This window comes from Hoyosella sp. YIM 151337 (assembly GCF_026041215.1).
Taxonomy (GTDB): domain Bacteria; phylum Actinomycetota; class Actinomycetes; order Mycobacteriales; family Mycobacteriaceae; genus Hoyosella.
In genome coordinates, this window is sequence record NZ_JAPEIQ010000030.1 from 21,306 (window position 1) to 46,735 (window position 25,430).

Consider the following 25,430-nt stretch of genomic DNA (forward strand, 5'->3'; position numbering starts at 1 on the left):
GCGTTACTCGCCTTCGCCGTTGCGGACAAGCGGTGCTCCATCGGTGAAGTGCGGTGCGAGCACGTTATCGAACATGCTGAGCGCACTCGCGATCGCCATGTGCATGTCGAGGTACTGATAGGTGCCAAGCCGACCGCCGAAGAGGACCTTACTGCTGGCGGTTTCAGCTTTCGCACGCTCGCGGTACGCGGTCAGCCGCGCGCGATCGTCCGCCGTGTTTATTGGGTAGTACGGCTCGTCACCCGAATCAGCGAAGCGGGAAAACTCGCGCATGATGACAGTTTTGTCACCTGGGTACTCCCGTTCCGGGTGAAAATGCCTGAACTCGTGGATTCTGGTGTAGGGGACGTCCGGGTCGGGGTAATTCATGACGGGCGTGCCCTGGAAATCACCAGTGTCGAGGACCTGCAGTTCGAAGTCCAGCGTCCGCCAGCCCAGCTCTCCGTCGCTGTAATCGAAGTACCGATCGATCGGGCCGGTGTATACGACTGGCGCATCTGGCGACGCATTACGCACCTCGTCCCGGACGTCGAAGTAGTCGACAGCCAATCGAACCTCGATGCGCGGATCCTTAGCCATGTTTTCAAGCCACGCGGTGTACCCCTCGACCGGCAACCCCTCGTACGTGTCGTTGAAGTACCGGTTATCGAAGGTGTACCGCACGGGCAGGCGCGTGATGGTGCTCGCTGGCAGTTCTTTCGGGTCCGTCTGCCATTGCTTCGCCGTGTAGTGCTTGACGAACGCCTCGTAGAGGGGGCGCCCGATGAGCGAAATCGCTTTTTCTTCGAGGTTCTGCGCGTCTTTGGTGTCGATTTCGCTGGCTTGATCCGCGATGAGTGCACGGGCCTCGTCCGGCGCGAAGTAGCGGCCGAAGAACTGCGCGACGAGCCCGAGCCCCATCGGGAATTGATACACCTGTCCGTTGTGGATCGTGAAGACGCGGTGCTGGTATCCAGTGAAGCTAGTGAACTGGTTGACGTAGTTCCACACGCGTTCGTTTGAAGTATGGAAGAGATGTGCGCCGTATTTGTGTACCTCGATACCCGTCTCTGGCTCCGGCTCGGAGTAGGCGTTGCCGCCAATGTGCGGGCGGCGGTCAAGGACGAGCACGCGTTTACCGAGTTGCGTGGCGGCACGTTCGGCGATTGTCAGCCCGAAGAAACCGGAACCCACGACGATCAGGTCGAACGCATTGTTGGCGTCAGTCTGCCCGCCAGATTCTGATGTCACGTTTACCCCTGTCGATATCCACATGCCCCGGTACCGGGGTTCAGGGTAACGGACCACCCCCGGACTACCCCCCTGAAGGCGCGCGGAATTGCCCACTCCGATCGGCGTGTGTGGGCGGCCGCACATAGCGAAATCAGGCTCATGTCACGACCGGGTAGTCCGGATCTTAATCACATAGAGACGCTTCAGTGCGTTGGCTGTGTTGCTGGAGTGCCTATCGTCTTTGCAGTGACAAATGGGTCTGTTGTGAAACCGGGTGTTCCGGTATACGCGATGGAGCCGACACGACGTCACGCAAAGCGACCAGACCGCAGATCAAGGGAGTCACTGCGTTGCCGAAACACCACCCGAAACGATGGCTATCGCTGAGTGTTGCCGCCGGTGTCGCTGCTGCTGGCTCGCTAGCAGGTATCGGATACACGAGCAACAGTCCCAGCGTTATCAATACTGCTGATGAGACCGAATACGAGCCCACCTCGATCGAAGAGGTGCCGATCACGCCGGCGACGACGTCAGCGATCACCGGTATCGGTGGTGCCCCGGGCCACATCTCTGATGGCGAACCCATTGTGCGTGAGATCGCTCAAGAGACTCCGTTCAACATGTTCGGCCTGACGTGGGAGGGAGCCGGCGACCCTGACGCATGGGTCCGCGCCCAGCTCGAAGACGAATCCTGGACCGAGTGGTTCGAGATCGATCCCGTCGATGCCGTCAACATTGACACCGCCGAGGAAGACAACTCTGGCAACGCCAGTGAGGTCGTCTTCGTTGGCGACACCACCCGCATCCAGATCAGTATCGGCGGCAAAGTCAACCCTGTGCTGAACGGGGACACGGAGCCCAGCGAGCCGATCGCGCCCGAAGACGCTGCGCCGAGTGACGAGTCAGCAGCTGAACAACTGCCCCAAGAAGCAGCACCTGAGGAAGCACCCGCGGAGGAGGCAGCTCCTGGCGAAGCGCCCGACGCTGAGGTACCGGCCGAGGAAGCAGCGCCCGCCGAGGAGGAGGCCCCTCTGGATGAGCCAGCGGACATCTCCCGTCCGCTCATCGCGCAGCCCCCTGCGCCGGAGCGCAATGGCACCGCGGAAAACCTGACAGCCATCCTTGTCCGCCCGAGCCGGGCCCCCATTGCGGACGCCCCCTCAGACGTGGCGGAACCGGTCGACATCGCCGGCGTGCCTCCGCGGCCGACTGTGATCAGCCGCGCGCAGTGGGGTGCGAATGAGAACATTCGTTGCGGATCACCGCGCGTCAACGGCGGGCTCGGAGCCGTCGTAGTCCACCACACCGCGGGTAACAACAACTACACGCAAGATCAGTCAGCTCAGATCGTTCGTGGCATCTATGCGTACCACGCACAGACTCTCGGCTGGTGCGACGTGGGCTATCACGCTCTTGTCGACAAGTACGGCCGCATCTTCGAAGGCCGCTTCGGGGGCCTGGACCGCGACCTGCAGGGCGCACACACCGGTGGCTTCAACATCAACACTGCTGGGTACTCGATGATCGGTCACTACAGCAACGTTTCGCCGCCGCGCGCCCAGGTGGAAGCGCTCGCGAAACTGGCTGGCTGGCGGCTCGCTTTGGAGAACCTCAGCGCGACCGGAAACTCGCTGCACTACTCCGAGGGCACTTCGTTTACGTGGATCCCTTACGGCCAGTCAGTTCGGCTGCCTAACATCTTCGCCCACCGCGACGTCGGTTACACCGAATGCCCAGGCAACCTCGGCTACCAGCAGATGGATACGATCCGGAGCATAGCGTCGCAGTATCAGCAGAGTGCAGGCGGCGTGAATCCGAACCCACCAGGCGACGGAGACAACGGGACACCCCCGACCACACCTCCGACCACACCCCCCACCACTCCACCCACCACGCCCCCGTCAAACGGTGGCGGCTCGGTCGCTCCCCCGGTCCGGGCGAACGATGGCTGGAGTTCCAGCGAACTGCTGAGTTCAATTGACACGCAGCTCCCTAATCTGCTGGCGCAGCTGCGTGCCCAGGCGAACGACACGGTCGGCGAAGAGATCGCGCGGCGCTGGTACACACTAGGCGGTGTGGAAGGCCTTCTCGGTCGGGTCGTTGATGGCATCAGTGATTCATCCGAGGGCGTCCGCCACGCCCGCTTCGAGAACGGCACCATCTATTGGTCCGAGGACACCGGTGCACGGGCAGTCTGGGGTGCGATCGGTGAGAAGTGGGCGGCGCTGGGTGCCGAAGAGTCCGAACTGGGACTCCCCATCACTGAGGAGTTCACAGTTCCCGAAGGTATCCGGACGAATTTCCAGAACGGCTACCTGGTATTCGATGCCGCTGCTGGAACGGTAGACGTCCACCTTGCCGCCACCGAAACCGGTGAGGCACCCGCGGAGGGATGATGCATCCTGATTGATCTCGCGGAGTAACGCGTAAGGGGTGGCTGTGCGATAACGCGCAGCCATCCCTTTCGTATGCGCCCTGCAGTTCCGGGTCAGCCCCACCAGTGCTCGAGCACGACCGCGACCCCGTCGTCGTTGTTATTCTTCGTCGTTTCGTTCGCGGCGCCTATGGCGTCTTGGTGAGCGTTGCCCATCGCAACGCCGTAGCTCGCCCACGTGAGCATCGGGACATCATTCGGCATGTCACCGAAGGTTATTGTTTCGGCCGGCGACCTGCCCAGCCGATTGGCGACCCATGACAGCCCCAAAGCCTTCGTTACGCCGGGCGCAGACAGCTCGATGAGCCCGTGATTCGTTGAGTAAGTAACGTGCGCTCGATCGCCGACGAGCGGCAGCAGGGCTGCCCGCAAGTCGGCACTGGCTGTTCCCACTTTGCGGACAAGCAGCTTGATGGCCGGGGCGGAGAGCACCTCGTGTGTCGATAGCTCGACGTTGTCGGGATTGAGCCAGGCATGTTCGTATCCGGGGGCACTGACGAATTGCGGGCTCGCGGCGTCATGCGCGCTGCGGCCGACACGCTCCGCAGCCAGCCCGCATCCTGGAATAGCTTTGAGCGCGCAGTCGGCCAGCCACATCAACGTGTCGACGTCAAGTGTGTTCGCGGTGAGGATGCGATCGGTGGCGCTGTCGTAGATGACCGCCCCGTTGGCGCACACAGCTAGCGGCGCGAACCCTAGCTGATCGACAATCGGCGCGATCCACCGGGGTGGCCGCCCCGTCGCCAGCACGAAGTCCGCACCGTCTGCAACGACCGAAGCGAGGGTGTTCTTCGTGCGCGCACTAATGCGCTCGTCATCGTCGACGAGGGTGCCGTCAACGTCTGAACCAATGAGGCGAGGTGGCTCCGTGGGCCGGTGCGGAAGAGAAGTCACGGTACCATCCTGCCCGGTACTGCGAGCCGGTACGTATTCAGGCGCCGGGATTACGCTCTCTGCGTGCTCTCCGAGCGGCGATTTCCTCGTTATCCAACTGGGTTGCTTCCTCCAGTGTCGGCGCGCCGCCACCGAGCCGTTTCGGCACCCACCACTCCCCTGCAGGGTGGTCGCCATACTGTGTTTGTGCTTCGTCGAGCAGAGCTTGCATGCTCTCGCGAACCTCGGCCATCAGCTCCTCAGGTGTCTGACCAGGAGAAATGGGCTTCCCGACGTGGAGCCGGACCGGCGTACGGGACCGGTGCAGGTTTTTTGGCTTCCCTTTCGTCGCGATGCGCTGGCTGCCCCAGAGGACAGCCGGGATAATTGGAACGCCGGCCTCAATTGCCATTCGCGCAAGCCCGCTCTTGAATTCCTTGAGTTCGAAGCTGCGGCTGATCGTCGCTTCGGGAAAAACGCCCACGAAAGCACCGTCGCGAAGCGCGTCGACCGCGGCCTGGTAGGAGGCCGACCCGGCTTCACGATCTACGGGGATTGTCCTGGTCAGCGTAACCATGGAGCGCGTCACGCGGGTGCTCCACAGCTCGTCTTTCGCCATGTAGCGAATGGCCCTGCGAGCACGCAGCGGCCCGAACCCTGCATACATCGGATCCATGTACCCGGTGTGGTTGATGGCGTAGACCGCGCCGCCGGTGCGGGGAATGTTCTCAATCCCCACCATCGTAAGCCGTACACCCTGGTAAGCGCGGATGCTGTACGCCAGGACGACGAAGAAACCGTACGCGAGAATGTAGGCCAAATCCGCGAGAAGTCCGCGGGCCTTTCTGATCATTGCTGGCCCGCTTCGTCCCGCGCCTTTCTGGCCGCCAGGCGAGCCTCCGCGTCACGCCGGTCCATTTCGGTAGCCTCTTCCAGGCTTGGCGCTGAACCGCCCAATCGTTTCGGCACCCAGTATTCACCCTCGGGGTGGGGGCCGTACTGTTCTTGCGCCTCCAGCAGCATTTCCTGCATAACAGTTTTGAGCTGGGCAGTGAGTTCCGCTGCGGGCTCGAACGGCTCGATTGGCTTTCCTACGGAGACAAGAATGGGCGTCTTGGTGCGGCCCAGTCGCTTGGGGTGGCCTTTGGTCCACACACGTTGGGCGCCCCACACGACGATGGGGATGATCGGCACTCCGGCTTCGATACTCATTCGCGCGGCGCCTGACTTGAACTCTTTTAGTTCGAAGCTGCGGCTGATCGTCGCTTCTGGGTAGACGCCAACCAGTTCGCCATCCTGCAGCGCGCGGACCGCAGCTTGGTACGCACCAGCGCCTTCCACACGATCTACGGGGATGTGTTTGCAGCCGCGCATGATTGGCCCGGTGATGCGATTGTCGAAAACTTCCTTCTTCGCCATGTAGCGGATGTATCGCTTGGCGGGCAGCATCGCCCAGCCCGCATAAGCGAAGTCGAGGTAGCCGGTGTGGTTGAGCGCGATCACAGCTCCCCCTTTTTCCGGCATGTTCTCGGATCCGGTGACTGTGAAGTCAAGTCCCTGGAAACGGAAGAGGCTTTTCGCGAAGGCAACGACTGGGCCGTAAACGAGTTCCACGGCACTAGCCTAACGGTCAACTCGGGCACTGTCCTTCGGAGGAGGACGTTTTGGTGCGAGTCCTTCGGAGGAGGACGTCTTGGTGCGAGTCCTTCGGAGGAGGAGAGCCCGCGGCTGGGGCATGTGGGGAACAATGTTGCATTATGACGTCAGAGAGCGCCGAGAAGAGACGCGACCGCGAGTACTCCTGGATCGATCCGCTCGCGGTGCGGAATCAGCATTGGGAATTGAGTGGCCTGGAGTTTGTTTCGGCCCTCGCATCGGGCGACATCGAGCATTCTCCGATTGCACACACCTTGGGCTTTCGGGTGACGGAAGCGCGCGAGGGTTCGGCGACGATCGAATTAGCGCCCGCTGAGTTTCTCTACAACGCGGTGGGGTCAGTTCATGGTGGCGCTATCGGCGCGATCGCCGATTCGGCGATGGGTTTCGCGATCAGCACGACCCTGCCGGCGGCAGTGGGCTACACGACGCTGGATTTGAACATCAGGTTCTTGCGGCCTGTCACTGAGGAAACAGGAACCATCAATGCTGTCGGGTTCGCGGAGCACACTGGGCGAACAACGGCGACGGCGCGGGCGGAGATCACCGATGCGGACGGCCGTCTGCTCGCGAGCGCTACCGCCCGGTGCATGATTCTGCGACCGGACGGTAGCTGAACTGCCGTTATGACCGGGGCTCGAGAACTTCCCGGCCGACGAACGGAACGAGCGCTGCTGGGACTTTGACGCTGCCATCGGGCTGCTGGTGGTTCTCGAGCAGAGCAACGATCCAGCGCGTGGTAGCGAGCGTGCCGTTGAGTGTCGCGGCAATCTGGGGTTTGCCGTTGTCATCCCGGTAGCGGATGCTGAGTCGGCGCGCCTGGAAGGTCGTGCAGTTAGAGGTCGAGGTGAGTTCGCGGTACGTCTGCTGCGTGGGGATCCAGGCTTCACAGTCGAACTTGCGTGTGGCGGAGGAACCGAGGTCACCGGAGGCGACATCGATCACCCGGTACGGGACCTCGATGGCGGCGAGCATTTCTTTTTCCCAGTTCAACAGCCGTGCATGTTCAGCTTCGGCCTCGTCGGGCCGGCAGTAGGTGAACATTTCGACTTTGTCGAACTGATGGACCCTGATGATCCCGCGGGTGTCCTTGCCGTAGCTGCCAGCCTCGCGCCGGAAGCACGAGGACCACCCTGCGTATCTGCGCGGGCCTTGGGAGAGGTCGAGAATTTCGCCTGAGTGGTAGCCAGCAAGCGGAACCTCGGAGGTGCCGACTAGGTATAGATCGTCATCGGCGAGGTGGTACACCTCTGCAGCGTGTGCGCCGAGAAAACCGGTGCCAGCCATCACTTCGGGCCGTACGAGCACTGGGGGAATCATCGGGGTAAAACCGGCGGTGACTGCCTTCTGAACCGCGAGCTGCAGCAGTCCGAGCTGGAGCAGCGCCCCGTTTCCGGTGAGAAAGTAGAATCTCGAACCCGAAACCTTCGCGCCGCGTTCCATGTCGATGAGGCCGAGTGCTTCGCCGAGCTCGAGATGGTCTTTCGGGTTCTCAATCTCTGCTGGTTGCCCCACCGTTTCAAGCACGGTGAAGTCGTCTTCTCCACCGACTGGCACCTGGGCGTGCACGATGTTCGAGATCGCGCGGTGCGCGGTGTGCATCTCCTCGTTAGCGGCACTTTCCGCAGCTTCGGCGTCCTTCACTTGCTGTGCGAGCTTGGATGCTTCCGCGAGCAGTTCGGCGCGTTCCTCCAGGGCAGCTTTTCCGATTTTCCTGCCGAGAGCTTTGTGTTCGGCACGCAGCGTGTCTGCCGACGCGACTGCTGCGCGCCGCTCCGCATCTGCTTGCAGGAGCGCATCGACGAGGTGTGCGTCTTCACCACGCGCCTGCTGGGAAGCGCGCACCGCTTCTGGATTTTCACGGAGGAACTTGAGGTCGATCACAGCTCTCAACACTAACGTGCGGCAGGTGAATCCCTGAATTGAGCGTGTGCGGACAGCCACGGCGGCGGCGCACTCGTCCCCAGCGACAAATGCGTGCATCATAGATGCCGATGAGCAACGACAAGGATGAGCGTGACGAGCAGAGTGGCGACGAGGCCGCGAGCGAACAGGCGCCAGCCACGGGCGCGGGCTCAGAGCCCGGTGATACGCCTCCGGCGGGCGAACCTGATCCGCCGCCGGGGCCCATTGTCGAGCCGGTGACGCCGAATCGGTCGAAGAAGGGTCCCCGGATCGCCGCCCTTGTCGTGCTGCTGATTCTCATCGCTGGTGGTGTGACGAGTTATGTCCTCACCCGTGAAGCTGCCGATCAGGAGGATGAGCCGTCTTTGACTACGGTCGCCGCGCCTGAGACCGGCGCTGTTGCCGGTGAGGATTTCGGTGCAGCCCAGGCTGGGGACTGCCTCACGTGGGACGAGGGCGACGTTAGCGACTTGACGCTCGTCGAGTGTTCTGAAGAGCACCGCTTTGAGGTCGCCGCCGCGATCGACTTGGCGCAGTTCCCCGGCCGCGAGTTCGGACCTGACGCCGAGTTTCCTAATGAGCTTCGGTTTGCGGAGTTGCGCACCCACGTGTGCGAACCCGCGGTGGCCACTTACCTCGGCGAGCGTTTCGACCCGCGGGGCAAATTCAGCGTCAACTTGATCAACCCGGGTGAGGCCGGATGGAACGCTGGTGAGCGAACGATCCGCTGCGGCGTTCAGAACGTGGGAACGACCGGGCAGGTGTTTGCCGTGCGTGGACATGCTGCCGACCAGGACCAGTCGGTGACTTGGGAACCTGGCGTGTGTATCGGGATTGATCATGACATCCCGACCGATCCAGTTGATTGCGCTGATCCGCACGCGTTCGAGGTTGTCGGTGTGGTGAACTTGGCCGACGAGTTCGGAGACAACTACCCCTCTACAGAGGATCAGGACCGTTTCCTCGACGAGCGCTGCCGCCAGCTCGCCGCAGAGTATCTGGGTGCGCCCGAGCGGCTGGACGAGCTTCGTCTCACCGCGTTCTGGGATACCCGTCCTCTGTCGAGCTGGCTCGCGGGTAGCCGAACGGTGAATTGCGCGGTTGGAGCGCAGGTAGACGGCGCCGGGTTTGCCACAATTATTGGTTCCGCGCGGGAAGAGATCACAATCAACGGTCGTCCGCCTGGTGAGATCGATGCACCAGGTGATGACAATCCCCCGGCAGATGCGGAGCCTAGTCCCGGGAACTGACCCGCACGAGGAGATACTGGATGCCTGTATCGATGACCGCGTCGCGGTTTGAGGAGCTTGTTTCCGACGCACTCGATCTTGTCCCCGAGGAACTCGCGCGGGCGGTAGATAACGTGGTCGTGCTCGTCGAGGCGCGCAACGATGAGGAACCCGATCTGTTGGGTTTGTACCACGGCGTCGCGCTCACGGAGCGGGATTCTTTTTATGCAGGCAACCTGCCTGACACGATTACGATCTACCGTGACGCGCTACTCACCATGTGCTCCTCAGAGGATGAGGTTGTGCACGAAGTCGCGGTGACGGTGATCCACGAGATCGCTCATCATTTCGGTATCGACGACGACCGCCTGCACGAACTGGGCTGGGCCTGATCGGTCGGATCTCGGCCGCCATCAGCACCTGGAATCCTCCTGAGAATTTTTCCGCACGGCTGGAACCGAATGAGCCGCTGCTGCGTCGGTCTTCAGTAAGCCTGTGATCGACGGTTCGTCCCTCTCGGGCTGTCGCCGTTGTCGAGTGTTGCCAGCGTCACCGAGCGCTGTGCGACATGCTCAAGAGAATGCCCAGGGAGGGGCCCGTGTCTGATGAGTTATACGTGAACCCAGAAACGCTCCGCGAGGCTGCACAGCGCCTCACATCCCTGGCCTGCTTTCTCACATCTGCCTTATCGCGAAACGCGTCTGCGCTGCGTCCGCTGCCCGCGGGCATTGATGAGGTATCCGCCGCAGCCGCCCGCTGGAGCAGCTCGGCCGCGGGACGCATCGCGCAGCGCACCGAAGCCGCGGCCACTGAAATGCGTGCTACCGCGGACGCGCTGACGCGCATAGCAGCAGCGTATGCGGAAGAAGATCACGGCTTCAGCAGCGCGCTCAACGCACATTCGTAACGACGTTCCCAGGGGGAGAACACAATGGGATTCACTGGTGTTGCCTGGATATTGCGCCGGGTGGTGCGCCTCGCCACCGAGCTGCGCAGCGGCGCACGCTCGGCGCCAATGTTGGCTGCGTCGACCGCTTGGGCCGATCTAGGTGGTTCTTTCGCTGAGGCAGCTGATGAGACAGCCAAGGTGATGGCGCTGCTGAGCGAGAACTGGAGCGGCGCAGCCGCTCAGCGTGCCCTGACGAGCATCGGGGAAATGAACGCGTGGCTGCTGGCGGTGAGTACCGCATCGACTGCTACGGCAACCCAGGCTCGCGTGTGCGCGACCGCATATAGTGTCACCGATGTCGCGATGCCCACTGAGGCTGAAATTGCCGCCGCGCACGCGATGAAGGCTGCCGGGGCGGCGGCTCCAGGTGTGGCGGGTGGACTTACCGCCGCCGGCGAGACGATGGAGCGTGCACTCGATATCAGAGCAGCCGCCGCGATGCACGCCTACGAGGCGGCGTGCAGCCCGGTTGCAGTTGAGGTCGAGTTCGCACAGCCGCCTGTCGTGGCGCTCAATTCCGAGGGGGAAATCCGCGCGGCGAACGCGCCCAGCGGTCCAGCCCTGTCCGGAACACCATCCCATTCCGGGCTCCACAGCGGTGATGCACTTCGCGTCGTTCAAGCCCAAGCAGTAACCGCTGTCCCCGGTGCGGGCGGCGGGACCGTGTCACTACCCGTAAGTCCGGCACAACTCGCTGCGACGGCGCAGGGAACGGTTCAGTTCTCACACGCCGCTCACGGCGCCGCTGGGTTAGCTGGCCTCGTCGTGCGTGCGGCGGGACCGACGAGCGCCGGGGTGCTTTCTGCGCCGACCGGCGTGGTGACGGCGAGTTCGGCGAGCCCGGTCCTACGTGCACCGCAACCGGCGACAGCGACAGCGGTCACCGCCGCGAATGTCCCAGCGGGCACAGCGGCGGGCCTGCGCGCGGTCGGGAGTACGAGCGGCGCGTCACCAGATTCAGCAATGGTGCCGCGCGGCGAAGCGGGTAGTGCTGACCGCTCCAGGACAGCTGCGGCTCAGGCTTCACTGGCGCGACTGTCGGCACATGCGATCGGCCGTGAACCCGCCGTTTTCCCCGGGGCTCCACCAGTTGCGGGCAGGTTTGCGCCGCACGATGACGATGAGGTTCGTGTCACGCCCGCGCGCCGGCCTGTGGATCCGTTCGATTCCGGCGCAAGCGGTCGCCTCGTCTGTCCACCTGTTATCGGCGCCCACGAGGGTGATCGATGATACTGACGAACCGACTCGCTGATCAGCTCACTGACGTCACCCTGACTGTCTCTGAACTGGCGGCGCTGCAAACCTATACTGGCCTCGACGAGCTTCCCGTCGCCCTGCAAATACCACTCGCGAGCGCTAGCGAATATCACATCAGCGCGCTCATGGAGCGAGGGCTGATTGTGGACGGCTACGCTCACCCACAGCTCGCCGGGTGGCTTCGGACGCTGGGGGCAGCCAGCCACTTAGTGTCGGTGCGGCGCGTAACCGCGCTGCAGCCGGAGCGCTTCGTACTGGCCCGCAGTGACCGGCTACAGGTGGTGCCGGTTGCTGCGGTGCGCACAGGCGACGTGGTTCGAATCTCGGAGCTAACTGGTTCAGTAATTGCTCCTCTGCGCCGCTACCTTGGACGGGCACCTTCAATACGAGCTGGTGACGTGCGAGCGCCCCGCGAAGCCCTAGTAAACGCGCTGGGTTCGGGCACTGCTGTCTTGCCGGCGGAGTCGGCGCTGCGGCAGATCGGCGCGGCACCACGTGACGCACGCACGTACAGCGCGGGCCTCACACGCATCACCGCGATGACCGAAGTCACCGCGGGCCCGCCGCACGCCGATCAGCTAGTCGCTGGAATTTTCGATAGCAGCTTTGGCCGCTTCATGACGGTGCCTTCCGGACAGGGCGGCTCGGCCTGGCTCACGCTGTGCGGGAGCGACGAAGCGCGCATCACTTCGCTCTTGCGGCGAATGTGCGGGTGATGCGGACTCTTGGCTGCTGTTCAGCCCATAACGTCACGGACCTGTTCCGCAACGTCGGTGAAGGGCGCCTGAAGCTCACCCCAGCGCGCGAGTTCCCAGCCATCGCTCGTGGTCTGCAGTTCGACGGCTCCGGTGTTCCTCAGGCGGTTCATGATCGCAAACATTGGTGTCACGCCCGACAGCTGGGCAGCGACATACCGGATCACCGCACCGTGACTCACAACAACGACTGTCCCACCCTGAGATACGTAACGGTCGCGGAGTTCGCCGACAATCGGGAGGTATCGCTGCAGCACTTCCTCACCTGATTCACCGCCCGGGATGCGCACCGAGGGGTCACCATGCAGCCAGGCAGCATAGGCCTCAAGGTATCGCTCGTGCGCTTCGCGATCCGCCCGATCCTCGAGTTCGCCCGCTTGGATTTCGTGGATACCTTCCACAATCTGCAGTTCCCGGCCGGTTGCTCGCACGAGCGGCTCGGCCGTCTGCTGCGCGCGGAGTGCGATGGAACTGATCAGCACGTCCGCCTGCCAGGAGCGAGCGGTCCTCGCGAGCGCGCTGGCCTGCTCCTTGCCACGTGCTGTCAGCGCGGCTCCCGGCGGCCGGGTATCAAGTTTTTGGAGGATGTTCGATTCCGACTCCGCATGCCGGACCAGTACCAAGCGCCCACTCATAGCGTCCTATCTCCCCGGCGTACCCGCTCGAGCCACGCCGATGCTGCGCTGTCATCAGGAGGCGGACACCCTCCTGCCACTACTGTCGGCCAGGATCCCAGAAACCTCACGTCCCCGCCACCGCGATGGAGAGCTTTCAATGCTTCACCCACAGCCGGATCGTCGATATGGCCGATGCAGTCGAGGTAGAAACGATATGTACCCATGCCGGTGCGGGTAGGGCGCGACTGAAGCCGGCTCAAATCGATACCGCGCAGTGCGAACTCATTCATCGCTTTCGCCAGCGAACCGGGCTCATTCGGCAGACTGAGCACGATCGACGTGCGGTCGCGGCCGGTGCGCGGAGGCGGCGGCACGGGCGCGGACACGAGGACGAAGCTTGTCCGGGCACCTTCGACGTCCGCCACCTCATCCGCAAGTACCTCGAGGCCGCGCTGCCGGGCAGCTAGCGTCGTAGACACTGCCGCGTCGGCGCGGCCCGCCGCGACATCATCGGCTGCAGCCGCATTGGAAGCTGCCGGGACGAGCTTGGCCTGCCCCATCTTTGTGTCCAGCCACGCGGACACCTGCGCTGCCGCGACCGGATATGCCGCCACCGTCCGAACGTCGGCAAGTACTGTGCCGGGCCTGGCGGCTACTGCGAACGCGATCGCGAGTTCGGTGTCTGCGATGATCTGCAGGCGATCTCCACGGGCAAGCGCGTCCAATGTCGGCACCACCGGGCCTTCAACAGAGCTTTCTATGGGCACACAAGCCATATCTGCCTGGCCAGACCGCACCATGTCGAGCGCGGCGGGCGGGCTTGCGGCCGAGATGTGCTCTGCCTCTCCATGTACCGTGCCTAGCGCTTCCATCTGCACTAGCGCTGCCTCGGTAAACGTTCCGGCTGGTCCGAAGTAGGAGATTCGCTGCACGCAATAGAGCGTACGTTGCGGCTGGGGTTCCGGCAGGAAAGATGGGCACCAGTCGCACTCGGGGCCGGTCGCATGGGGGACGGAGCGCTTCCCGCGTGTTTTTGGGCCTCCCATTGCACACCCTGCGCTAAATTGGTTAGCCTTACCTCACCTAGCGAGGAGGGTTCGCTCAATGATCCAACGTCCACCCGTCACCTTTGGTCCTGATGCCGCCGAACGAGTGCGGTCCGCGTTCGCGCGCGCACGCAACGCTGTTCTCGCGATCGACGGTGCTGATCCCGTCGCGACCTCCGTCCATCATTTCGACGGCAGCGGCGGCATGATCCTCGCCTTGCCCGACGAAAGCGCGGCGACTGCTCTGGCATGGCAGTCTGGCGTCAGCGGAACCCCCGCGGTTCTCGAACTCATCGACGAAGCTCCCATTCAGTTGCGTGAACCCGTCAGGGCACTCGTGTGGATTCGTGGTCAACTCACCGCAGTCGACCCAGATTCCATGATTTCGACAGCGGCACGTATCGCTGAAACCGAACCAGCCGTCGCGCTTCTCGATGTCGGCCACACAATGACCCTGCTGCACCTGGCGATAGTGTCGACTGTCGTCGCCGATCATTCCGGCGCCGAGGCCGTGGCCTCCGATGCCCTCGCCGCCGCGCGACCCGATCCCTTCTGCCAGGTTGAAACGTGCTGGCTGCGGCACCTCGACAGCGACCATTCCGAGATGCTGGAAATGATCACGCGGAAGCTGCCGCCGTCCGTTCGGGCCGGGACTATCAAACCGCTCGGACTCGACCGCTTCGGTCTGCGGCTGCGCGTGGAGCACGGTTGCTTCGAGACGAGTGACGCCACGGGGAACATAGAGGACAAAGACATCCGGATCGCATTCCCGGCCCCTGTTAGTACCCCAGAGCAACTCAATCAGGCCCTGCGGGCCCTTATGGGCTGTCCATTTCTCAATGGGCTTCGCGCACGCCGGCAATAACGCACCCCTGCAGCAGGCAATCCGCTGCCGGTTAGAGCACTGCTGCTAGCTTGGGACAGAGTGAGCATCACCCGCTGGCTCAAACCTGACCAGAGCCACCTGCCCGCGCCGGAACCCGACCCTCGCGCGCGACGGCTGCTATGGATCGAAGTGGGCCTCGTCGTCTTCATCACGCTGGGCATCCAGGGGTTATTCAGCTTCCTCACTTTAATCGAGGCGCTGTTGGCGCCAACGCCGATCGCTGAACAATCCGTCGCGCTCAACGCCACGCGCTCCGACTCCGCACTTGTCGATTTCGCCCGCAACACACTGCTGGTGTTGCGATTGCTCGCGTGGGCCGGGCTCGCCATATTCCTGCTGTGGCGAACGGGTGCAGCCACATGGCTGCGCAGGCAATGGCGGCTGCGCGTGTCGGACGTGTGGCTCGGTATCGCTCTCGCTGCGCTGATTGGCCTGCCGGGCCTCGGCCTCTACGCCGCCGGACGCGCCCTCGGCATCACCCTCGAGGTCGTTCCCAGCGCACTGCAGGACAGCTGGTGGCAAATGCCTATGCTGATCGCTTCCGCAATCGCGAACTCGGCAGCGGAAGAACTCATCGTCGTCGCATACTTGCTGATCCGCCTGCGTCAGCTTGGTGTCGGCCCGAACATCGCCCTCGCCGTCTCAGCACTCCTCCGGGGCAGTTATCACCTGTACCAGGGCGTGGGATCGTTCGGCGGAAATATCGTGATGGGGATTGTGTTCGCCCGTTACTTCCAGACAGCGGGCCGGGTGTGGCCGCTGTTTCTCGCGCACGCTGTGATCGACATCGTGGCATTCGTCGGCTACAGCCTTATCACCTCGCGATGACGCTGACCGATACTGGACCCATGAGCGAATCGACACCGCAGCCGCGCGCTGTGGCCCGGCCGCGCATCGTGATCACCTATTGCGTCCGGTGCGGCTGGCTGCTGCGTGCTGCATGGATGTCCCAAGAACTGCTAACGACCTTTCATGGGGATGTCAGCGAGGTCGCTTTACGCCCTGGCCCGAGCGGGACGTTCACCATCGACGTGGGCACGGAGCGCGTATGGGATAGAGCCAATAATGGTGGCTTTCCGGAGATCACCGTACTGAAGCAACGTGTTCGCGATGTCGTGGCACCAACACGAAGTCTTGGTCATAGCGACCAATCGCCGAAGCCGGGTGCGTGACGATGACTGTGGCGGCTTCGTTCTCGCTCGGCTACGTTCCCGGCGCGACGCCAGCGAAGTGGGCGCGGCGCTGGTCGGAGCGCCTGCCCAGTATTCCGCTCGAACTCGTGCCGGTTCAGACTGCGCACCAGTTCGACGGTGTTATCGGTGGCGCACTCGACGCGGCGCTGATCCGCATTCCTCCCACTGCGAGTTCGCTCCGGCGCACGGCCGCCTGGCAGTCACTGAGTGTCGTGCCCTTGTATGAGGAAGCCCCCGTCGCTGTCGTCGCACGCGGCCACTATCTCACCGCAGCCGAGACGCTGGCCCTGGAAGACGTATCGGCGGAACCTCTATGGCTGCCACTTGACGACCTGCTTGATTGGGCTGCGGCCGGTGGCACACCAGGTTCCCTGCAGGAACACCATCCGGAAACCGCCCGCGCTGCGCTCGATCTGGTGGCGACAGGGACGGGCGTGACCGTGCTGCCCCACTCGCTGGCGCGGCTGTACAGCGATCCAGACCTCGCGGTTCGCCCGCTCCATGATGGTCCGGTGGCGCGCGTTGGAATCGCCTGGCTGGCGACCCGTACCACCGATTCCGATCCGCTGCTCGAAGAAATAGTCGGCATTGTGAAGGGCCGGCGCGCAACGTCAAGCCGGGGGCTCGGGGCCGCAGACTCCGGCGAGCATGCAACGGAGGCCCGGTCACGTGGCCGGAAACACACGAACGCGACCGCCCGGCACAGGGATGGGGCTCGGTGGCGTAAGCCCCGGCGACGCCATTAATGCAGTATCAAGAATCACATCTTTCACGTGTTTAGGATGCGTAGAGTCGTGTCATGCCAGACGACCACCGCGGATACCCGAATCGGGGAAGTGACGACTCACAGCGCCCACCGCGTCGTCGGCCCGCCCCTCAGCGGTATCCGCAACCCGGCCGCACCGCACCTGTGCCGCCGGAGCAGCAGGCATGGTCGGCAGTACCGCCACGCGGTCAGGCAGGCCCCTGGCAAGCGCCACAAAATTCCCCAGGTTCGCACACTCGGCCCTACCCGGCACAGCCCGGCCGCGTCCAGCAGCCGCCACCACCTCCGAACAAGCCGCCACGCACTCGCCAGCATGCAGGACAGTGGGCGGCCGTTCCCCCGCAGCGCCGAGTGGCGCCCCCACCCCCGCCGCAACGCCGCAAGTGGAGTCGTCGCCGCCGGCCATTTCGCACAGTCCTCATCGTCCTTCTGCTTCTGGTATTCGTCGCGGGCCTCGGCGGTGTGCTCCTCGACCGCTCGCTGCCGCGCATCGACGCTCTCAGTGACTACGAAGGGCGGATCGGTGACACGCCGGGAACAAACTTCCTCATCGTCGGTTCTGACAGTCGGCTCGGTCTCACCCCAGAACAGGAAGCCGAATTGGCGACTGGCGGGGATACGGGTCCGGACCGCACCGACACAATCCTCCTCGTACATAAACCACGCGGTGGTGACGCGATACTTGTGAGCGTTCCGCGCGATTCTTATGTGCCAATTCCAGGCTATGGCTACGAGAAAATCAATGCCGCGTACGCTTTCGGTGGCGCACCTTTGCTCGTCCGGACGCTGGAGGAATCAACGGGTGTGCACATTGATCACTATGTAGAAATCGGTTTTGCCGGTTTCGCGGGGATCACGGACGCAGTCGGCGGCGTGGACATGTGTCTGGAAAATCCGATGAGTGACCCCTTAGCTGGAATTGACTTACCAGCTGGCTGCCAGAAACTATCGGGCCGCGAAGCCCTCGGGTTTGTGCGGAGCCGGGCTACCCCGCTCGCCGACCTTGACCGCATGAACAATCAGCGGCAATTCATGTCAGCGCTCTCTGAGAAAATGGCCAGTCCAGCCACCTTGCTCAACCCCTTCCGGAGCATACCGCTGGCACGCGCAATGGCCGGTGCCGTGGTGATCGACGAACGGGACACTCTTATCGACGCGATCCGGCTAGGCCTCGCGCTACGGGGTGAAACCGTCACCACCACCGTTCCTGTAGGCGGATTCGGAGATATCGCGGGGATTGGCAATGTCCTCTACTGGGACGTGACGGATGCGCCCCGGTTCTGGAGCGCCATCTCGCGCGGGGAGCCGTTGCCGCCCGAGCTCATCACTACGGGATAATTTCCCGCAGTAAGGAATGGCTTAATTAAAAAGGCGGTCGACAATTGCGCCCAAGTGAGGGGACACTAGCCTAAATTAGGGCTGGCTGAGATGACAGAGCTTTACGGCATCGCTATTCTGGAACCATGCCAGAAAACGGGGTAAACATGGACGACACCAAGTTCAATGCACTGCTGCGGGAGCAAATCGGTCACGAGTTCACCGCTTCGCAGCAGTATATCGCTATCGCAGTCTACTTTGACAATGAGGATCTTCCGCAACTTGCCAAGCACTTCTATCAGCAAGCTAACGAAGAGCGCAATCATGCGTTGATGATTGTGCAATACTTCCTCGACCGGAGTAAGCACGTCGATATTCCTGGTGTAGCGCCAGTACGAAATGACTTCGTCAGCGCCCTGGATGCGCTTGAACTCGCGCTGGCTCAAGAAAAGGAAGTCACCGATCAGATCGTGAAGCTCGCGAGTAGCGCTCGTGATGAAAGCGACTACGTCGGCGAGCAGTTCATGCAGTGGTTCCTGAAGGAACAGGTCGAGGAAGTCGCCACGATGGACACGCTCGTCACGGTTGCGAAGCGCGCTGGCAGCAACTTGTTCGACCTGGAGACTTTCGTCGACCGGGAGATGGGCGCCTCCGGCGGGGATTCGACCGCGCCGCGAGCTGCTGGCGGAGCCATCTGAGGCAGCTCGCTACCTGAAGCACGAGAGCCCGGCACGATTTCGTGCCGGGCTCTTGACGTCTATTGCCGTCAGCGCAGCGTGACCTGCCGGCCAATAATGCCGTCGCGTGAACGGCGTTCCGCCGAATCGAGTGGCGTTTCGTCAGCGAGTGCGTCCAGCAGCCGCTCCTGAAGCGTCACTGTAGGCGCCAGCCACTCCTCGTGGTGCGGCTCCGGATCGAGGTCGAATACCGGGACCAGAACCCCATGCGCGCGGAACGAACCAGCGAAACGGGAACCCTCTCCCAGAGTGAGTTCACCGCGAGCGTGGAGGCGTGCTAGTGCGCGCATCAGTGCTTCCTCAGCTTCTGGGCGCACCCAGCGCAGGTGGGCCTTCTCACCTGCATCCACCCACCATGCGGCGGACATACCCTCGACGCCGAGCCGGGCTGACGGCATGATCACTTCATTTGCACGCTTCACCGCCGCGGCGACCTCGGCAGCGGGCTCAGAGCCTTCCGGGATCCACCAGTTGAAATCGTTGTGCACCGTTATGTCGAGCGGGCGATCCGCATCGATAATCTCCTTGAGAGGCGGTGTCTCGGCGCTGGCCGACGCTCGGGGCAACGAAGCCCCTGGCGCGGCGTCGAGGACCCATTGCGTCGCGGCCGCGAGGTCGCGAGCGGGGTTATCGCTGGCGACCGCAAGCTGCAGCGCAACGAATGCTTCTTCAGTTTCTTCACCGCTGCCGCCCGCGGCTGCCACCTTCCGCACGAGGGACGCGACCGCACCAGGCAGGACGGTCGCAAGAGACACCTGTCTGCCCGCGGCCTGCTCCGCCACGCTGGACGCGAGCGGCAGGGCCGCCACCGCGGAGGGCACGAACTCGCGCAGCGCCACGAGGTCACACTCCATCGCGAGCCCCTCGAATGGACGCCGCGCGGGGAGTTCCGCTAACCGCGCCTGGCGCTGGGCGAGCTTTTCCGCTCGCCTGCTGCCGCCTTCTTTGGGTGCTGAATTGCGCTTACTTCTCTTTGCCACACCGCAAACCTACCGGTCGCAGTAAGAGTTTTACTTCCCACTGCCCGTGGGTGTCGCGGAGGTCCGCTCAGCAGCTTCGAGTTGCGCGATGGTACGCATCGGGTAGTTGGTGGCCAGCCACCGGACGCCGAGGCCTCGGCAAAGCTCTACGTCGGCAGGATCGTCGACGGTCCAGCAGTACGTAGCGCGGCCAGCCTTCCGTGCACGCTCCACGATGCCTGGACGCTCGCGCAGCGTCTTTATCGCTGGGCCGATCGCAGTGGGCGTGCCGCTGCCGCTCGGCGCGACCCCGAGGTACCGCGAGTTCTCACCGAGCAGCACCGAGGGCAACCGGGGGGCAGCACGCCGGATACGAAACACCGCTGAGGGCGCGAACGACATGATCACCACGGTGGGAGCCTCCGGGTGCGCCGGATCGGCGAGTCCGAAGCGCTGGAGTTCGGCGATCAGTTTGATTTCCACCAGGCCGCCGAACCGTACCGGGTGTTTTGTTTCGATGAAGAGCGTCTTCTGCGCCGGGAAATCCACGACCAGCGCCAGCAACTCACGCAGTGTCAGGACGGAGTGGGGCTCGGCAGGCTCGGCGTATCGTTCGACCTGGCTGTTGGCCACGTCCGGGTCGCCGTACGCCGCCGACGTCCGCTGCGCCGCAGCGGTGGCTGCATGCCAGCTGCCGTAGTCGTGAGCGCGCAGGGCATCCAGCGTCAGCGTGCTGACCACACCGCGGCCCGACGAGGTTCGATCGATCCGGCGATCGTGCATACAGATCAGCTGGCCGTCTCTCGTGAGGCGGACGTCGCACTCAAGACCGTCGGCGCCCTGCTCAAGCGCCAGCTCGTAAGCCGCGAGTGTGTGTTCCGGGCGTTCACCCGACGCACCGCGATGCGCCACCACTTCCGGACGATCGCCGCGCCGTCCGGGCAAAGCTGTCTTCACACCAACATCGTCGCCGGTCAATGCAACCGGAGCAACAGCCAGAGGTTACGGCGAGGCGGCGATGACCCAGCGTTTACGTGAACGAGCGCGGCCGCTTGTGCGAAGCGCCACCATTTCGCGCATCACGACAAGGGTCATCACCGCGCACGCTGCCGCCAAGAAGTGGGTAAACGCGGCGAACTCGACACCGTTGGCTTGCGCTTGAATCGTGTCAGCCGATATCCGCCACACGAGTGACAACCCTTGACATACCCACGTCGCAACCCAGAGTCCCCACCATATCCGGACGCGCAACAGCACCGGGCCGCTCCGCTCACCGAAGAGTGCTCGCGCTCGCTGATCGGTGAGCATCTCGCTGAGCAAAGTGCCCGGATACCAGAGCGTCACTACCGGCACCAGGCAACCGGCAAGCTGCTCACGGATCGTCCTGGTCTCTCGTTTCTCCAGGCTGGCGAACCATTCGCGGCGGAAGTCAACTAGCCAGCAGGCGGCGCTCACCGCTGCCATGACGGCACAGATGAGCGCAGCGAGCGCAGTGACAGCAACGACGAAATCGGATGCATAGACAAGCGGCGCGGGCACGAGCCGCGATCGGTTGTAGACGAGTAGGCCGTACCGGAACAGTTCGGCGAGCCCCGCTGCGGCGTACAGACCGACGGCGACGGTCAGGAAGGAGGCCGCGTAGCTGCCCCACACACGCAAACGAGGTTCCCTGGGTTCTTCGCGCTGCGGTTGCGCATACAGCGTCCACGTCGGGTGCGCATCCATCCGCGGCGTGGGCGTGCTGGCCACCACTTTGCTCGGGGTGGGCGCAGGCGGCCTCGCTGGCTCGGGAGATGCGGCGGTCCACCGGTGCGTCACGGGGCGCCGCAGCACGGGATCCAGCGGCGGGGCTGGTGCAGGCCTCGCTGGTCGAGCTTGGGTGTGCTCCGGAACCGTGCGCTGCGGCGCCGCGAGCCGTCCGTTGCACCTCGGGCACCACATGGCAGCTACGTCACCTATGGGCCAGACCGCACCGCAGCGGGTACACGCCTGCTCCCAGCTCATTGCGGACCCACCTGTCAGTACACCCAGCCTGGGGAGCCATCTCCACTCACGACCGGACGGCCCGCCTTCTGCCACGCGACCATTCCCCCGCTGACGTTCGTTGCCTCGTAGCCGATCTGACTCAGCCATTCGATAACGCGGTAGCTTCGGCCTCCGCTGCGACAGATGACGAACAGTTCCGCGTCGGGGTCGACTTCGTCGACACGGGCGGGCACGTCGGCAAGCGGGATGTGGATCGCGCCGGGCGCGTGACCCTGGTTCCACTCGTCTGGCTCGCGCACATCGAGCAGCACGACGGACTCCGTCAACTCTTCCGGGACGCTTTCGACCGGCACCGAACGCACTGATTCACCCACACTTCGATATTGACACGTGCTCGCGTTCCCTTCCACAAACCGCTCGTCGCTCTAGCGGCCCTAAACAAAACAACACGCCCGGGCGCGGGATTGTGATGCCGCTTACATTAGTTAGCAAAGTTATCCACAATATCCACAGGGATGTCCACAGATTCGGTGGATAACTCAGTGATTTTCGGGCCTTTGGCCTGGGAAGATCGAAACTTATCCACATCTTCACCGCTGTCCACACCGCGAGTTGTCACCAGCCTGTGAACTGTGTGTTGCGCACGGTTCACCCAAAATGCACGCTTTTGGCGTGTCGCGCTCAGCGCCCGAATCTCCCCCATGCCACTCGGGCCTCAAGAGCATCAATAGCCCCGTTGAGGGCAGCGGCGCACCACGCTGAAACGTCGCCACGTTCCGCATCAAAACCGAACGGATCAGGGAACGGCATCCCCAGTCGGGCGAAGAAGGGCTTCTTTGGAGCGACGAACTCGATGTCAGCACCCGGGTACTTTCTCTCGACGACATCGCGCAGAGATCCGACACCATCAATGAGCCCCATTCGCGCAGCCTCCCGGCCCAGCCAGACGTCACCGTTGAACAGGTTCTGCTCACCTGTGGTGCCGGCTAGGCGCTCGCCACGCCGCTCCATGACCCAGTCACGGAACATCGCGTGCAACTCGCCTTGCAGTCCCGCGAGCCATTCGACGTCGTCAGCCCGTTCCGGAACGAAAGGATCAAGCCTGGCCTTCTCGTCGCCCGAGGTGTACACGCGGCGCTCAACTCCGACCTTGCTGAGCAGATCCTGGAAACCAAACCCCGCAGAGATCACCCCGACGGAACCCACCACTGACGTCGCTGACGCGAAGATTTCGTCCGCCGCGCACGCCACCCAATAGCCCCCAGAAGCCGCCACATCCTCGCAGAACGCAAGTACAGGCACCTTGTGTTTCGACGCAAGCTGTCGCACCCGCGAAGCAATCAGTTCGCTTTGCGTCGGCGAACCACCGGGTGAGTTGATCAGCAGCGCCACGGCTTTCAGCCGATCCCATTCAAAGGCCCGAACCAGCTGTTCCTCGATCGCTTCCGCGGATACGACGTGCCGGGGGAATCCGCCGGTCGCCGGCGCGATGATGCCGTGCAGCCGCACCACAGCGACCACACCACCGCGCCCATCTCCACCGAACACCGGGGAGAGCTTCGCGGCCAGCGGCTTGGGGAACGTCTTCAGTTTCGACATGCCGCCAGAGTAATTGCGTAGGGAATACCTCGCCGCCCACTGATGTCATAGCTCACAGGCGACGTGCCGGGGGACGAGGAGCGCATCATGAGTATGGAAGTCACGGCATGGAACGCCATGTACAACGCGATGTACGCGCAGCAGGACCGGCGGCCGTTCTCCAGGGAAACCGTCAAACGCATCTGGGATTTCGCCAAACCGCACCGGCGTGAACTCTGGATCTTCCTCTTCTTCGGTATTGCCCTCGCAGTGCTCGCTGTGTTGACGCCGCTGCTCGCGGGCCGTGTCGTCAATGCGATCGTCGACGGGGCGAGTGTCTCCACCGTTGCGTGGCTCGCGATCATCATCGCGGCCATCGCAATCGTGGAAGCCGCGTTCGGCATCATCCACCGCTGGCTCTCCGCCCGCATTGGGGAAGCGCTGATTCTCGACCTCCGCACCGCCGTTTTCGATCACGTCCAGCGGATGCCGATTGCGTTTTTCACCCGGACGCGCACTGGTGCGCTCGTTAGTCGTCTCAACAACGACGTGATCGGAGCGCAGCGCGCATTCAGCGACACCCTCGCTGGCGTTGTCAGCAACGTGGTGACCCTCGCGCTCACCCTCGCGGTGATGATCACCCTCTCGTGGCAGATCACACTGCTCACGCTGCTTTTGCTGCCAGTTTTCATCCTGCCCGCCCGCCGAGTGGGGTCACGGCTCGCCCGGCTCGAACGCGAGGCAGCGAATCACAACTCCGCGATGAGCACCCAGATGACAGAGCGTTTCTCAGCGCCCGGCGCGACACTCGTGAAGCTCTTCGGGCGACCGCAGCGTGAATCCGCCGAGTTCGCTATTCGCGCCAGCCGCGTCCGCGACATCGGCGTCCGGTCAGCAATGGTGCAGTGGGTCTTCGTCACCGCGCTAACGCTTGTCTCCGCGCTTGCCCTCGCACTCGTCTACGGCGTCGGCGGCTTCTATGCGCTCCGCGGGCAGCTTGATCCCGGCACGGTGGTGGCCCTCGCGCTGCTCCTTACCCGGCTCTACTCGCCGCTGACCGCACTTGCCAGTGCACGAGTTGACGTGATGAGCGCGCTCGTCAGCTTCGAACGCGTTTTCGAAGTCCTCGACCTCGAACCCTTGATCAAGGAAAAGCCGGGCGCGATGAAGGTTCCAGCGGGCCCGGCCGCGATCGAGTTCAAGAACGTCTCCTTCGCCTATCCAGCCGCCGACAAGATCTCACTCGCCTCTCTCGAGGAGGTAGCGCAGCTCGATTCCCGTGCCGGTAAGGATGTGCTGCACGACATCTCGTTTCACGTGGAACCGGGCCACATGGTGGCTTTAGTCGGCTCTTCCGGCGCAGGCAAATCGACCATCGCCCAGTTGGTGCCGCGCCTGTACGACGTCGACAGCGGCAGCGTGCTGCTCGGCGGCGTCGACGTGCGCGACCTCGCAACGACCTCCATTCGGGAAACCGTCGGTATGGTTACCCAGGACGGCCATCTCTTCCACGAATCCGTGCGGGACAACCTCCTCCTCGCCAATCCCGACGCGACGGAAGACCAGTTGTGGGACGTGCTCCGGCGGGCTCGGCTCGATACCCTTATCGGCAACCTCCCCGACGGACTCGAGACAGTCATCGGAGAGCGCGGCTACCGGTTGTCGGGGGGTGAACGTCAGCGCCTCACCATCGCCCGGCTGCTGCTCGCGCAGCCTCGCATCGTGATACTGGACGAAGCCACCGCCCACCTCGACTCGACGTCCGAAGCGGCGGTCCAAGAGGCACTGAGCGAAGCTCTCGAGGGCCGCACCGCGCTCGTCATCGCGCACCGGCTCTCCACTATCCGGGCCGCCGATCAGATACTCGTCGTCGAAGACGGACGAATCATCGAGCGCGGTACCCACAGCGACCTCCTCGCACGAGGTGGCCGCTACGGTGAGCTCTATCGCACCCAGTTCGCTGATCAGCCCGCTGGGAATGGTGCGGGGAAGGCGGCAACCTCAGCGGCAAGGGTGTAAGGCGCGGCTCCCAACACTGCATATCGAATCTGCCGTAAACTCCGAATAGGCCGGTG

The 25,430-nt window shown here is 63.4% G+C and carries 26 protein-coding genes; 14 read left to right on the top strand and 12 right to left on the bottom strand.

What is annotated here, in order from left to right; all coding sequences use genetic code 11:
- Positions 1-3: 3 nt before the first annotated feature.
- Positions 4-1,254, bottom strand: coding sequence for a UDP-galactopyranose mutase (gene glf, locus ONR57_RS15085; RefSeq protein ID WP_374116464.1), 1,251 nt, complete (start codon positions 1,252-1,254; stop codon positions 4-6).
- A 308-nt stretch (positions 1,255-1,562) separates the two neighbouring features.
- Here glf and ONR57_RS15090 point away from each other — a divergent pair, with 308 nt between their 5' ends.
- Complete coding sequence (locus ONR57_RS15090) at positions 1,563-3,608, top strand: N-acetylmuramoyl-L-alanine amidase (protein WP_265124345.1); 2,046 nt, start codon at positions 1,563-1,565, stop codon at positions 3,606-3,608.
- Between the two features lie 92 nt (positions 3,609-3,700).
- Here the strand turns inward: ONR57_RS15090 and ONR57_RS15095 are convergent, their stop codons facing one another.
- The 3 genes from ONR57_RS15095 to ONR57_RS15105 are packed head-to-tail and all read right to left on the bottom strand — an operon-like array spanning position 3,701 to position 6,133.
- Entirely contained in the window at positions 3,701-4,540 is an 840-nt protein-coding gene (locus tag ONR57_RS15095) for an HAD family hydrolase (RefSeq protein WP_265124346.1), read from the bottom strand.
- Positions 4,541-4,577: 37 nt separating this feature from the next.
- Positions 4,578-5,372, bottom strand: coding sequence for a 1-acyl-sn-glycerol-3-phosphate acyltransferase (locus tag ONR57_RS15100; protein ID WP_265124347.1), 795 nt, complete (start codon positions 5,370-5,372; stop codon positions 4,578-4,580).
- Complete coding sequence (locus tag ONR57_RS15105) at positions 5,369-6,133, bottom strand: 1-acyl-sn-glycerol-3-phosphate acyltransferase (RefSeq protein ID WP_265124348.1); 765 nt, start codon at positions 6,131-6,133, stop codon at positions 5,369-5,371. Before ONR57_RS15105 ends, ONR57_RS15100 begins: the two co-directional genes overlap by 4 nt.
- A 143-nt stretch (positions 6,134-6,276) precedes the next feature.
- Between ONR57_RS15105 and ONR57_RS15110 the strand changes: the two genes are divergently transcribed.
- The gene (locus ONR57_RS15110) at positions 6,277-6,792 is read left to right on the top strand and encodes a PaaI family thioesterase (RefSeq protein WP_265124349.1); all 516 of its coding nucleotides are present in this window, start codon (positions 6,277-6,279) and stop codon (positions 6,790-6,792) included.
- Between the two features lie 7 nt (positions 6,793-6,799).
- Here ONR57_RS15110 and serS read toward each other — a convergent pair whose 3' ends face one another.
- Positions 6,800-8,059 carry a serine--tRNA ligase gene (gene serS / locus ONR57_RS15115; protein WP_265124350.1) on the bottom strand — a complete coding sequence of 420 codons (1,260 nt, stop codon included), beginning with the start codon at positions 8,057-8,059 and terminating at the stop codon, positions 6,800-6,802.
- Between the two features lie 110 nt (positions 8,060-8,169).
- Between serS and ONR57_RS15120 the strand changes: the two genes are divergently transcribed.
- The 5 genes from ONR57_RS15120 (at position 8,170) to ONR57_RS15140 (ending at position 12,231) form a co-directional block, all read left to right on the top strand.
- On the top strand, positions 8,170-9,330 hold the full coding sequence (locus tag ONR57_RS15120; RefSeq protein WP_265124351.1) for a septum formation family protein: 1,161 nt from the start codon (positions 8,170-8,172) through the stop codon (positions 9,328-9,330).
- A 20-nt stretch (positions 9,331-9,350) separates the two neighbouring features.
- Positions 9,351-9,701 (top strand): metallopeptidase family protein, encoded by a 351-nt coding sequence (locus ONR57_RS15125; RefSeq protein ID WP_265124352.1) that lies wholly within the window; start codon positions 9,351-9,353, stop codon positions 9,699-9,701.
- A gap of 206 nt (positions 9,702-9,907) precedes the next feature.
- Positions 9,908-10,216 (top strand): PE domain-containing protein, encoded by a 309-nt coding sequence (locus ONR57_RS15130; RefSeq protein ID WP_265124353.1) that lies wholly within the window; start codon positions 9,908-9,910, stop codon positions 10,214-10,216.
- Positions 10,217-10,240: 24 nt separating this feature from the next.
- Positions 10,241-11,488, top strand: a complete 1,248-nt coding sequence (locus ONR57_RS15135) for a PPE family protein (protein ID WP_265124354.1) — start codon at positions 10,241-10,243, stop codon at positions 11,486-11,488.
- The gene (locus tag ONR57_RS15140) at positions 11,485-12,231 is read left to right on the top strand and encodes an ESX secretion-associated protein EspG (protein WP_265124355.1); all 747 of its coding nucleotides are present in this window, start codon (positions 11,485-11,487) and stop codon (positions 12,229-12,231) included. The genes ONR57_RS15135 and ONR57_RS15140 overlap by 4 nt, the downstream gene beginning before the upstream one ends.
- Before the next feature lie 20 nt (positions 12,232-12,251).
- Here ONR57_RS15140 and ONR57_RS15145 read toward each other — a convergent pair whose 3' ends face one another.
- Positions 12,252-12,905, bottom strand: coding sequence for a histidine phosphatase family protein (locus tag ONR57_RS15145; protein ID WP_265124356.1), 654 nt, complete (start codon positions 12,903-12,905; stop codon positions 12,252-12,254).
- Positions 12,902-13,819: a prephenate dehydratase gene (gene pheA / locus ONR57_RS15150; protein WP_265124357.1), complete on the bottom strand. Its 918-nt coding sequence runs from the start codon at positions 13,817-13,819 to the stop codon at positions 12,902-12,904. The genes ONR57_RS15145 and pheA overlap by 4 nt, the downstream gene beginning before the upstream one ends.
- A 172-nt stretch (positions 13,820-13,991) precedes the next feature.
- Between pheA and ONR57_RS15155 the strand changes: the two genes are divergently transcribed.
- The 6 genes from ONR57_RS15155 (at position 13,992) to ONR57_RS15180 (ending at position 18,793) form a co-directional block, all read left to right on the top strand.
- The gene (locus ONR57_RS15155) at positions 13,992-14,798 is read left to right on the top strand and encodes a DUF2470 domain-containing protein (RefSeq protein ID WP_265124358.1); all 807 of its coding nucleotides are present in this window, start codon (positions 13,992-13,994) and stop codon (positions 14,796-14,798) included.
- 60 nt (positions 14,799-14,858) lie between these two features.
- Positions 14,859-15,647, top strand: a complete 789-nt coding sequence (locus ONR57_RS15160; protein ID WP_265124359.1) for a CPBP family intramembrane glutamic endopeptidase — start codon at positions 14,859-14,861, stop codon at positions 15,645-15,647.
- 20 nt (positions 15,648-15,667) lie between these two features.
- On the top strand, positions 15,668-15,991 hold the full coding sequence (locus tag ONR57_RS15165; RefSeq protein WP_265124360.1) for a SelT/SelW/SelH family protein: 324 nt from the start codon (positions 15,668-15,670) through the stop codon (positions 15,989-15,991).
- A 2-nt stretch (positions 15,992-15,993) separates the two neighbouring features.
- On the top strand, positions 15,994-16,758 hold the full coding sequence (locus ONR57_RS15170) for a LysR substrate-binding domain-containing protein (RefSeq protein ID WP_265124361.1): 765 nt from the start codon (positions 15,994-15,996) through the stop codon (positions 16,756-16,758).
- 53 nt (positions 16,759-16,811) lie between these two features.
- A complete protein-coding gene (locus tag ONR57_RS15175) occupies positions 16,812-18,116 on the top strand; it encodes an LCP family protein (RefSeq protein ID WP_265124362.1) in 1,305 nt (434 codons plus the stop codon).
- 125 nt (positions 18,117-18,241) lie between these two features.
- Positions 18,242-18,793, top strand: coding sequence for a ferritin (locus ONR57_RS15180; RefSeq protein WP_279347861.1), 552 nt, complete (start codon positions 18,242-18,244; stop codon positions 18,791-18,793).
- 68 nt (positions 18,794-18,861) lie between these two features.
- On the opposite strand, the gene ONR57_RS15185 is transcribed toward ONR57_RS15180, so the two are convergent.
- The 5 genes from ONR57_RS15185 to ONR57_RS15205 all read right to left on the bottom strand — a co-directional run bounded on the left by ONR57_RS15185 (position 18,862) and on the right by ONR57_RS15205 (position 23,376).
- Positions 18,862-19,812: a DUF5926 family protein gene (locus tag ONR57_RS15185; protein ID WP_265124363.1), complete on the bottom strand. Its 951-nt coding sequence runs from the start codon at positions 19,810-19,812 to the stop codon at positions 18,862-18,864.
- 30 nt (positions 19,813-19,842) lie between these two features.
- Positions 19,843-20,748: a glycerophosphodiester phosphodiesterase family protein gene (locus ONR57_RS15190; RefSeq protein ID WP_265124364.1), complete on the bottom strand. Its 906-nt coding sequence runs from the start codon at positions 20,746-20,748 to the stop codon at positions 19,843-19,845.
- 45 nt (positions 20,749-20,793) lie between these two features.
- Positions 20,794-21,540 (bottom strand): DUF4328 domain-containing protein, encoded by a 747-nt coding sequence (locus tag ONR57_RS15195; RefSeq protein ID WP_265124365.1) that lies wholly within the window; start codon positions 21,538-21,540, stop codon positions 20,794-20,796.
- 269 nt (positions 21,541-21,809) lie between these two features.
- Positions 21,810-22,139 (bottom strand): rhodanese-like domain-containing protein, encoded by a 330-nt coding sequence (locus ONR57_RS15200; RefSeq protein WP_265124571.1) that lies wholly within the window; start codon positions 22,137-22,139, stop codon positions 21,810-21,812.
- Between the two features lie 319 nt (positions 22,140-22,458).
- The gene (locus ONR57_RS15205; RefSeq protein WP_265124366.1) at positions 22,459-23,376 is read right to left on the bottom strand and encodes a S49 family peptidase; all 918 of its coding nucleotides are present in this window, start codon (positions 23,374-23,376) and stop codon (positions 22,459-22,461) included.
- Positions 23,377-23,463: 87 nt separating this feature from the next.
- On the opposite strand from ONR57_RS15205, the gene ONR57_RS15210 reads away from it, so the two are divergent.
- Positions 23,464-25,374, top strand: a complete 1,911-nt coding sequence (locus ONR57_RS15210) for an ABC transporter ATP-binding protein (protein ID WP_265124367.1) — start codon at positions 23,464-23,466, stop codon at positions 25,372-25,374.
- The last annotated feature ends 56 nt before the right edge of the window (positions 25,375-25,430 follow it).